An 8,888-nucleotide genomic window follows, 5' to 3' on the forward strand; every position below is an offset into this window, starting at 1 on the left:
GGAGTGCCGCCACGGCGCTTTGATCCACGACAAGGCAGCGTGCGGGCTTCATGGTACATACTCCACAGGGTATTTTTCTTCGAAGGATTTCAATTGAGCACGTTCAATCACAGCGACCTGATGCGCGACATCAACGAGAGCCTGGCGCCTTTCCGCAAAGCCCAGCCCAACGCCATGGCCGGCTTCGGCCAACTGGCCAAGGCCGCCATCACCGATGGCGAACTCAGCGCCAAACACAAGGAGCTGATCGCGTTGTCGATCGCGGTCACGCAACGTTGCTCGGGTTGTATCGGGTTCCACGTCAAAGCGCTGGTCCAGCTCGGCTGCACCCGGCCCGAACTGGAGGAAATGCTGACCGTCTGCGTCTACATGGGCGGCGGGCCCGCCCTGATGTACGCCGCGGAAGTGATCGCGGCGTGGGAAAAGCTCAGCGTGAAGGCCTGAGAACCCGAACGCATGGGTGCGCGCGGATGGGCTGATCGCAGGGCGTTGACACATGGCGTCAGCATAGTGGCCGCACCATCGCGAGCCGAGGGTGGATCGTCGCGATCCACGGGTCTTGTCCGTCAGTGGTCCGTTTGCTTTCGCAGGGCGGCGGTGAGCGCCGACGGCGAGTGGTAGCCCGTGCGCCGCGCCACTTCGGCAACCGGCAGGCCCTGGCGCCTGAACTGGCGCGCTTCGGCCAGCCGCAGCTCGCGCAGCCAGGCCATGGGGCTTTGTCCCAGGTCTTCTCTGCAACGAGCGGTGAACTGTGCGGCGCTCAGGTGCACGCGCGACGCCAGGTCGCTCACTTGCAGGGACTCATGACTGTGGGCCTGTGCCCAGGCGGTCAATGCGGCCCAGTCGATGGCGCGCCGTGCTCGCCGCACCGCCGCAGGCGGTGTCCAGGCTTCCAGCATCAGGGCCGGGCCTAGCATCCGGGCGCGGGGCAGGGCGCTGCCGCAGGCCGCGGCGAGGTAACTGGCCAGGGGTGCCAGTGCCGGGGGCGCGGGGTTCTCGCGGGCGTATTGCCAGCGCGCGTCGTGGGAGTCGAGCACCAAGCAGCGCGCCGCACCGGCGGCCTCGAAATCGTGGCGATCCCCGGGGACGATCACGGCGCCGTCGCCGGCCGCAAGGCGACGACCTCGCCCATCCACCTCCAGCTCCAGCACGCCGTCCAGTCCGAGCAGGATCTGGAAGTGTTCGTGCGCATGGCTGCCGTGCGAGGCGCCGTAGCACCGGACCGACAGGGCATCGGCCGGGAGGCGCATGGTCAGCCCTTGGTGGCGCCAGCGTTCAGCACGCCATGCGCCTGCTGGTCGGCGTGGTACGAGCTGCGCACCATCGCGCCCACGGCGGCGTGGGTGAAGCCCATCTTGTAGGCCTCGGCCTCGAACATCTTGAAGGTGTCCGGGTGCACGTAGCGGCGCACCGGCAGGTGGTGGCCGCTGGGCGCGAGGTACTGGCCGATGGTCAGCATCTCGATGTCGTGCGCACGCATGTCGCGCATGACTTCGAGGATTTCTTCGTCGGTCTCACCCAGACCGACCATCAGGCCGCTCTTGGTGGGCACGTGCGGGAACAGCGCCTTGAACTTCTTGAGCAGGTTCAGGCTGAACTGGTAATCAGAACCCGGGCGTGCTTCCTTGTACAGGCGCGGCGCGGTTTCCAGGTTGTGGTTCATCACGTCGGGCGGTGCGGCCTTCAGGATCTCCAGCGCGCGGTCGTCGCGGCCGCGAAAGTCGGGCACGAGCACCTCGATCTGCGTTTGCGGTGACAGCTCGCGGGTCTTCTCGATGCAGGCCACGAAATGGCCGGCGCCGCCGTCGCGCAGGTCGTCGCGGTCCACGCTTGTGATCACCACGTACTTGAGCTTGAGCTGGGCAATCGTCTTGGCCAGGTTCTCCGGCTCGTTCGCGTCCAGAGGGTCGGGGCGGCCGTGGCCCACGTCGCAGAACGGGCAGCGGCGCGTGCACTTGTCGCCCATGATCATGAAGGTGGCCGTTCCCTTGCCGAAACACTCGCCGATGTTCGGGCAACTGGCTTCTTCGCACACCGTGACCAGCTTGTTGGCGCGCAGCACGTCCTTGATCTCGTAGAAGCGGGTACTCGGCGAGCCGGCTTTGACGCGGATCCACTCGGGCTTCTTCAGCACTTCGGCTGGCACGATCTTGATCGGGATGCGCGAGGTCTTGGCCTGGCTTTTCTGCTTGGCGGTGGCGTCGTAGCCGGCGGCGGGCTGGGCTTCGCGGACCGTTTGGGCGTCGGCGGCCGTGGGAGTGTCGGGGCGGGTCATGGTGTATGCGCGGTAGCGCGTTGGGGTTCAGGGGCTGAGGGTGGTGCCGAGCTTCTGGCTCAGGACCTGGGCCGCTTCATCCCATGAAACGGCGACCCCGATTGTAGAAAGGTCCACCGTCTGCAGGCCGGCATACCCACAAGGGTTGATGCGCCAGTAGGGCTGCAGGTCCATGGCCACGTTGAGCGCCACGCCGTGGTAGGTGCAATGGCGGCTGACCTTGATGCCCAGTGCGGCGATCTTGCCCAAGCCGGTGAAATCGGGATCGGCGGCGGGTTGGCCCTCCACTTTTTTTTGTGGCCGTTGCGGCAGCAGGGCGTGACTGAACGGGTCGTCCAGCCGCACGTAGATTCCGGGCGCACCACCGACACGATGACCAGTCACGCCGAAATGGATCAGCGTGCGGATCACAGCCTCTTCGATGCGATAGACGTATTCCTTGACGAAGTAGCCGGCACGTTGCAGGTCGATCAGCGGGTAGCCCACCACCTGGCCTGGGCCGTGGTAAGTCACCTGGCCACCACGGTTGGTCTTGACCACCGGGATGTCGCCCGGCGACAGCAGGTGGTCGTCCTTGCCGGCAATGCCTTGCGTGAACACGGGCGGGTGCTCGCAGATCCAGAGCTCGTCGGGCGTTTCCGCGGTACGTGCATCGGTGAACGCCACCATGGCGTCGTAGGTGGGGGCGTAGTCCACCCGGCCAAGGTTGCGAATCTGCATGCTCAGAGAACGATCTTGACCATCGGGTGCGTGGTCAGTGTGCGGTACAGCTCGTCGAGTTGCTCGCGACTGGTCACATACACCGACAGCGTCAGACCCATGTAGTTGCCGGCCTTGCTCGGGCGCAGTTCGATGGTCGAGGCGTCGAAACTGGAATCAAAGCGCTTGGCCACATGGGTCATGGCCGTGACGTAGCCGTCCACATTGGCGCCCATCACCTTGATGGGAAAGTGGCAGGGGTATTCGATGAGGGATTGCTCGGGCGGGATTTCGCGGGGCTGGTCCATGGGGCGCTCCTTAAACCGATTGGCTGGCCTTGGCCTGCTGGTAGGCGGCGTACAGGCGGGTGTAGATCGGACCTGGGCGACCACGCGCGGCGCCGTGGCCCACTGGCTGGTCGTCCAGGGTAGTGATGGGCAGGACCTCTTTGGTGGCAGACGACAGCATCAGTTCGTCGGCATCCAGCACCTCGGCGCGGGTGATGCGCCGCAGCTCGAACGGGATGCCCAGGGCCTGGCACAGTTCTTCAATCAGGCCGAAGCGTATGCCTTCGAGCAACAAGTGGTCTTTGGGTGGGCCCATCACCACACCGTTCTTCACCACCCACACGTTGCTGGATGACGCCTCGCTGAGGTAGCCACTGCGAAACATCACCGTCTCGACCGCGCCCACGTCGGCGCTGATCTGGCGGGCCATCACCGCGGCGAGCAGGCTGGTGGTTTTGATGTGGGCCTTTTGCCAGCGGAAATCGTCGGCACTCACACAGTGCACACCCTGTTCGCGCTGGGCTGGCATGGCTTGCTTCATCTCGCTGATCATCACAAACACGGTGGGGTGCAGGCCGGGCAACATCACGTGGTCGCGAGGCGCCACGCCTCGCGTGATCTGGATGTAGACCAATTGATTGGGCGCCCCGGTGGACGTCACCAGCGCGTCGATCAGGCGCCGGGCTATCGCCAGCCATTCGGCGTGAGTGTGCGGGTTGTGAATGCGCAATGCCCCGAGCGAACGGTCCAGCCGCGCCATGTGTTGCTCGAAGCGAAAAATGCGGCCACCGTAGGCGGGCAACACCTCGTAGACTCCATCGCCAAAAATGAAGCCACGGTCCAGAACGCTGACCTTGGCGTCGCACAGCCGGATGGTCTCGCCGTTCAGGTAGCACAGCGACTCAGGCAATGGAGGCGGGAGGTCGGGTGTGGTGCCCGGCATCAGGATGTTCATACCAGGGAATTATCCGTTGCCGCTGGCGCACGCACCCTCACGCTCACAGACACCTTGACGGAAGGATGGGGTTTCTACGTATAATCAACGGCTGTGCCCAATCGCATACCTTTGTAACCTGTCAGTAATTTGCCATGTCGACAATACCGCCTGTGGGGTCGACTTCGCGAACCTCTGATACTTGGGAAGATGGGGCGGTTGATCCCGAGTTCAAGCCCCTCACGCCTGAAGAAGCGTTGCAGTGGCGGCGCAGCCAGCCCGCGTTGTCGGCCTGGCGTGTGGTGGGTGTGCAAGTGCTGGTGGGGTTGGTGGCCGGAGTTCTGGGGTGGTTGTTCACCCGTTCGGTTCCGGTGGCCTCTTCGGTGTTGTACGGCGCAGCTTCGGTGGTGATCCCGACGGCCTTGATGGCCTGGGGCATGACGTCGAGTGCTTTGTCCCGTCGATCGGCGGGACACGTGATCTCGATGTTCATGAGTTTTGTTTTGTGGGAGGGGGTCAAGATTCTGTTGACGGTAGCCATGTTGTGGTCCGCACCCAGAATCGTTCCCGACCTGAATTGGCTGGCCCTGGTGGCGGGCCTGGTGATTGTGTTGAAGGTGTACTGGTTTGGATTCTGGATCCAGACCCGTCGTTGAATAAATCGGTTGATGGACGCAAACAAACATGGCTGCTGAAGGTAACGCAATCACCCCGGGTGAATACATCCGGCACCACCTGGTTCACTTGAACAACTCGGGTGAAAAACAGCAATCCATTGTGGATTTTTCGATCATCAACCTGGACTCCGTGGTGTTCAGCGTGGTGCTCGGCGCCTTTGTGTGTTTCCTGTTGTGGCGCGCCGCGCGCAAGGCGTCGGCGGGCACGCCAGGCCGCTTCCAGGCGGCCGTGGAGATGCTGGTCGAAATGGTCGACGGTCAGGCCAAGTCGGTGATCCACAACGCCAAGAGCCGCAAGCTGGTGGCTCCGTTGGCGCTGACGGTGTTCGTCTGGATCTTCATGATGAACTTCATGGACATGTTGCCGGTTGACCTGTTGCCACGTCTCTGGGCTGAGTACTACTCCGCCACCGGTCACGATCCGCACCACGCCTATCTGCGCGTGGTGCCCACCGCCGACTTGTCGACCACGCTGGGTCTGTCGATCTCCGTGCTGCTGCTTTGCCTGTTCTACAACATCAAGATCAAAGGCATCGGCGGCTGGTCGCACGAACTGGTGACCGCTCCGTTCGGCACCAGCAAAAACCCGATCGCAGCCCTGCTGCTGGGCGTGGTGAATTTCTCTATGCAAATGATCGAGTTCGTGGCCAAGACGGTTTCACACGGCATGCGGTTGTTTGGCAACATGTTCGCGGGTGAGCTGGTGTTCATGCTGATTGCGTTGCTGGGTGGTTTCGCCGCCTTCTCGCTCAGCGGTGGACTGTTCTTCATCGGACATGTGATCGCGGGCACGGTGTGGACCATCTTCCATATTTTGATCATCACCTTGCAGGCGTTCATTTTCATGATGCTGGCCCTGATTTACCTCGGGCAGGCGCATGACGCTCACTAAGCGGCGCGGGTTTCCCGTTCGCTGAGTTTTCTCTCTCCCTTTCTCTTTAATCTTTTCTCCATCTCAAAGGAAACATCATGGAAAACGTTCTGGGTCTCGTCGCACTGGCTTGCGGTCTTATCGTCGGTCTGGGTGCCTTGGGCGCTTCTATTGGCATCGGCATGATGGGCGGCAAGTTCCTTGAGTCCGGCGCCCGTCAGCCTGAGCTGATGAACGACCTGCAAACCAAGATGTTCCTGCTGGCCGGTCTGATCGACGCGGCCTTCCTGATCGGCGTGGCCATTGCCCTGCTGTTCGCATTCGCCAACCCCTTCACGCTGGCCTGATGGTTCTTGCTGCCGTGCGCGGCGGCCAGAGGTGACCGGGCTCTGAGCCCGGTCGCACCAGCGCCGTCCATGCCGCAGCAAGCGCGTCTACTCCCTTGTCAACACACAGAAAGGCGTTGCGATGAATATCAATGCAACCCTCTTCGCGCAGGCCGTCGTTTTTGCGATCCTGGTGTGGTTCACGATGACTTTCGTGTGGCCACCCATCGCAAAAGCCCTTGACGAGCGTGCGTTGAAGATTTCCGAAGGCCTGGCCTCGGCTGAAAAAGCCAAGTCCGAGCTCGCTGTCGCCAACAAGCGCGTGGAAGAAGAGTTGAGCCAATCGCGCAACGAGTCCGCCATCCGTCTGGCCGATGCCGAGCGCCGTGCACAGACCGTGATCGAAGAGGCCAAGGCGCGTGCGACCGAAGAAGCCGCCAAGATCGTGGCCGCTGCTCACCAGGAAGCACAAGCTCAGGTCGTCAAAGCCCGTGAGGCGCTGCGCGAAGAAGTGGCTTCCCTGGCTGTCAAAGGTGCCGAGCAGATCCTCAAGCGCGAAGTCAACGCCGGTGTTCACGCCGAGTTGCTGGGCCGCCTGAAGACCGAACTCTGATCCCGCGATCCTCCACGCTTCCCCAGCAGGCATCCACAGGTAGACCATGGCCGAAATCGCAACCATCGCCCGTCCATACGCGGACGCGCTGTTCAAAGCCGCTGGCGCAGATGCCGCCGGCACCGCTGTCTGGCTTGATGAGCTGGCAGCCATCGCCAGCAACGAGCAGTTGCGCCAGTTCGCCGACAGCCCCAAGGCTTCCAGCGAGCAGGTGTTCGGTGTCATCACCGGCGTGCTCAAAGCCGGCTTGTCCACGCCGGCGCAGAATTTTCTGCGCATCGTGATCGAGAACGGTCGTCTGGCCGCTTTGCCCGAAATCGCCGAGCAGTTCCGGGCGTTGAAAAACGCCCAGCAAGGCAGTTCCGACGCTGTGGTTCACAGCGCCTTCGAGATGGACAGCGCTGCGCTGGCCGATCTTTCGGGTGTGCTGGAAAAACGCTTTGGACGCAAGCTCAACCTGAAGGTTGAGCTCCAGCCCGACCTGATCGGTGGCGTTCGCGTGGTGGTGGGTGACGAGGTGCTCGACACTTCCGTCAAAGCCCGCCTGGAACAAATGAAAGTTGCGCTAACGGCTTGAAGCCCGTTGGTCGAATCCCGGGCGCGCCCTCATCCCATTTAACGAAAGAAGGAAAGAGTCATGCAACTCAATCCCGCCGAAATCTCTGAACTGATCAAGTCCCGCATCGAGGGTCTGGGCGCATCGAGTGATGTGCGCAACCAGGGCACCGTGGTGTCGGTGACCGACGGTATCGTCCGCGTGCACGGCCTGTCCGATGTGATGCAGGGCGAAATGCTGGAATTCCCGGCCAACAAGGATGGCGTGCCCTCCTTCGGCCTGGCCCTGAACCTCGAGCGCGACTCTGTCGGCGCCGTGATTCTGGGTGAATACGAACACATCTCCGAAGGCGAGACCGTCAAGTGCACGGGCCGCATTCTGGAAGTGCCGGTCGGCCCCGAGCTGATCGGCCGCGTGGTCAACGCCCTGGGCGCTCCGATCGACGGCAAAGGCCCGATCAACGCCAAGATGACCGACGTGATCGAAAAGGTCGCTCCGGGCGTGATCGCCCGTAAATCGGTGGACCAGCCGGTGCAGACCGGTCTGAAGTCGATCGACTCGATGGTGCCCGTCGGCCGTGGCCAGCGCGAGCTGATCATTGGCGACCGCCAGACCGGCAAGACCGCTGTTGCCATCGACGCCATCATCAACCAGAAGGGTCAGAACATGACCTGCGTTTACGTCGCGATTGGCCAGAAGGCCTCGTCGATCAAGAACGTGGTGCGTGCCCTGGAGCAAGCCGGCGCGATGGACTACACCATCGTCGTGGCCGCTTCGGCCTCTGAATCCGCCGCCATGCAGTACCTGTCGGCCTACTCCGGCTGCACCATGGGCGAGTACTTCCGCGATCGCGGCCAGGACGCCCTGATCGTCTATGACGATCTGTCCAAGCAGGCTGTGGCTTACCGCCAGGTCTCGCTGCTGCTGCGTCGCCCGCCAGGCCGCGAAGCCTACCCCGGCGACGTGTTCTATCTGCACAGCCGTCTGCTGGAGCGCGCCGCTCGCGTCAACGCCGATTACGTGGAAGCCTTCACCAAGGGTGAAGTCAAGGGCCAGACCGGTTCGCTGACCGCACTGCCCATCATCGAAACGCAAGCCGGCGACGTGTCCGCTTTCGTTCCGACCAACGTGATCTCGATCACCGACGGCCAGATCTTCCTGGAAACCAGCCTGTTCAACGCCGGTGTCCGCCCCGCCATCAACGCCGGTATCTCGGTGTCGCGCGTCGGTGGTGCTGCCCAGACCAAGCTGATCAAGAGCCTGTCCGGCGGTATCCGTACCGATCTGGCCCAGTACCGTGAACTGGCTGCGTTCGCGCAGTTCGCTTCCGATCTGGACGAAGCCACCCGCAAGCAGCTGGACCGTGGTGCCCGCGTGACCGAACTCCTGAAGCAGGCCCAGTACAGCCCGCAGTCCATCGCCTTGATGGCCTCCACGCTGTTCGCCGTGAACAAGGGCTACCTCGATGACATCGAGATCAAGCAGGTCCTGCCCTTCGAAGCCGGCATGCACGCCCACCTCAAGGACAAGTACGCGGCCCTGCTGGCCAAGCTGGAAAACGACAAGGCCATGGACAAGGATGCTGAAGCCCAGCTGGCCGCCGCCATTGCCGAGTTCAAGAAAACCGGCACGTACTGAACCGGCCCATTG

12 protein-coding genes are annotated in these 8,888 nt (G+C 62.7%); 7 read left to right on the plus strand and 5 right to left on the minus strand.

The features are described from left to right. Nucleotides 1–93: 93 nt before the first annotated feature. Entirely contained in the window at nt 94–444 is a 351-nt protein-coding gene (locus tag ACN5W5_RS23035) for a carboxymuconolactone decarboxylase family protein (protein WP_420050754.1), read from the plus strand. 122 nt (nt 445–566) lie between these two features. On the opposite strand, the gene ACN5W5_RS23040 is transcribed toward ACN5W5_RS23035, so the two are convergent. Genes ACN5W5_RS23040 through ACN5W5_RS23060 form a run of 5 tightly spaced genes read right to left on the minus strand, consistent with a single transcriptional unit; the run spans nt 567 to nt 4,216 of the window. Further along, nucleotides 567–1,250 carry a helix-turn-helix domain-containing protein gene (locus ACN5W5_RS23040; protein ID WP_420050755.1) on the minus strand — a complete coding sequence of 228 codons (684 nt, stop codon included), beginning with the start codon at nt 1,248–1,250 and terminating at the stop codon, nt 567–569. 2 nt (nt 1,251–1,252) lie between these two features. Further along, nucleotides 1,253–2,275, minus strand: coding sequence for a lipoyl synthase (gene lipA, locus ACN5W5_RS23045; RefSeq protein ID WP_420050756.1), 1,023 nt, complete (start codon nt 2,273–2,275; stop codon nt 1,253–1,255). Between the two features lie 27 nt (nt 2,276–2,302). Then, nucleotides 2,303–2,995, minus strand: coding sequence for a lipoyl(octanoyl) transferase LipB (gene lipB / locus ACN5W5_RS23050; protein ID WP_420050757.1), 693 nt, complete (start codon nt 2,993–2,995; stop codon nt 2,303–2,305). A 2-nt stretch (nt 2,996–2,997) separates the two neighbouring features. Continuing rightward, nucleotides 2,998–3,282, minus strand: a complete 285-nt coding sequence (locus tag ACN5W5_RS23055) for a DUF493 family protein (RefSeq protein ID WP_420050758.1) — start codon at nt 3,280–3,282, stop codon at nt 2,998–3,000. A gap of 10 nt (nt 3,283–3,292) precedes the next feature. Continuing rightward, nucleotides 3,293–4,216 (minus strand): aminotransferase class IV, encoded by a 924-nt coding sequence (locus ACN5W5_RS23060; protein WP_420050759.1) that lies wholly within the window; start codon nt 4,214–4,216, stop codon nt 3,293–3,295. 134 nt (nt 4,217–4,350) lie between these two features. Between ACN5W5_RS23060 and ACN5W5_RS23065 the strand changes: the two genes are divergently transcribed. The 6 genes from ACN5W5_RS23065 to atpA all read left to right on the plus strand — a co-directional run bounded on the left by ACN5W5_RS23065 (nt 4,351) and on the right by atpA (nt 8,876). Next, the gene (locus ACN5W5_RS23065) at nt 4,351–4,851 is read left to right on the plus strand and encodes an ATP synthase subunit I (protein ID WP_420050760.1); all 501 of its coding nucleotides are present in this window, start codon (nt 4,351–4,353) and stop codon (nt 4,849–4,851) included. Nucleotides 4,852–4,879: 28 nt separating this feature from the next. Continuing rightward, nucleotides 4,880–5,764 carry a F0F1 ATP synthase subunit A gene (atpB, locus tag ACN5W5_RS23070; RefSeq protein WP_420050761.1) on the plus strand — a complete coding sequence of 295 codons (885 nt, stop codon included), beginning with the start codon at nt 4,880–4,882 and terminating at the stop codon, nt 5,762–5,764. Nucleotides 5,765–5,841: 77 nt separating this feature from the next. Beyond that, nucleotides 5,842–6,090 carry a F0F1 ATP synthase subunit C gene (gene atpE / locus ACN5W5_RS23075; protein WP_420050762.1) on the plus strand — a complete coding sequence of 83 codons (249 nt, stop codon included), beginning with the start codon at nt 5,842–5,844 and terminating at the stop codon, nt 6,088–6,090. Between the two features lie 121 nt (nt 6,091–6,211). Then, nucleotides 6,212–6,682 carry a F0F1 ATP synthase subunit B gene (locus tag ACN5W5_RS23080; RefSeq protein ID WP_077334649.1) on the plus strand — a complete coding sequence of 157 codons (471 nt, stop codon included), beginning with the start codon at nt 6,212–6,214 and terminating at the stop codon, nt 6,680–6,682. A 46-nt stretch (nt 6,683–6,728) separates the two neighbouring features. After that, on the plus strand, nt 6,729–7,259 hold the full coding sequence (locus ACN5W5_RS23085; protein ID WP_177137031.1) for a F0F1 ATP synthase subunit delta: 531 nt from the start codon (nt 6,729–6,731) through the stop codon (nt 7,257–7,259). Nucleotides 7,260–7,319: 60 nt separating this feature from the next. Continuing rightward, nucleotides 7,320–8,876, plus strand: coding sequence for a F0F1 ATP synthase subunit alpha (gene atpA / locus ACN5W5_RS23090; protein ID WP_226464594.1), 1,557 nt, complete (start codon nt 7,320–7,322; stop codon nt 8,874–8,876). Nucleotides 8,877–8,888 lie beyond the last annotated feature (12 nt).

Origin of the sequence: Hydrogenophaga sp. ZJX-1, assembly GCF_048590325.1 — a bacterium.
GTDB lineage: Bacteria > Pseudomonadota > Gammaproteobacteria > Burkholderiales > Burkholderiaceae_C > Hydrogenophaga.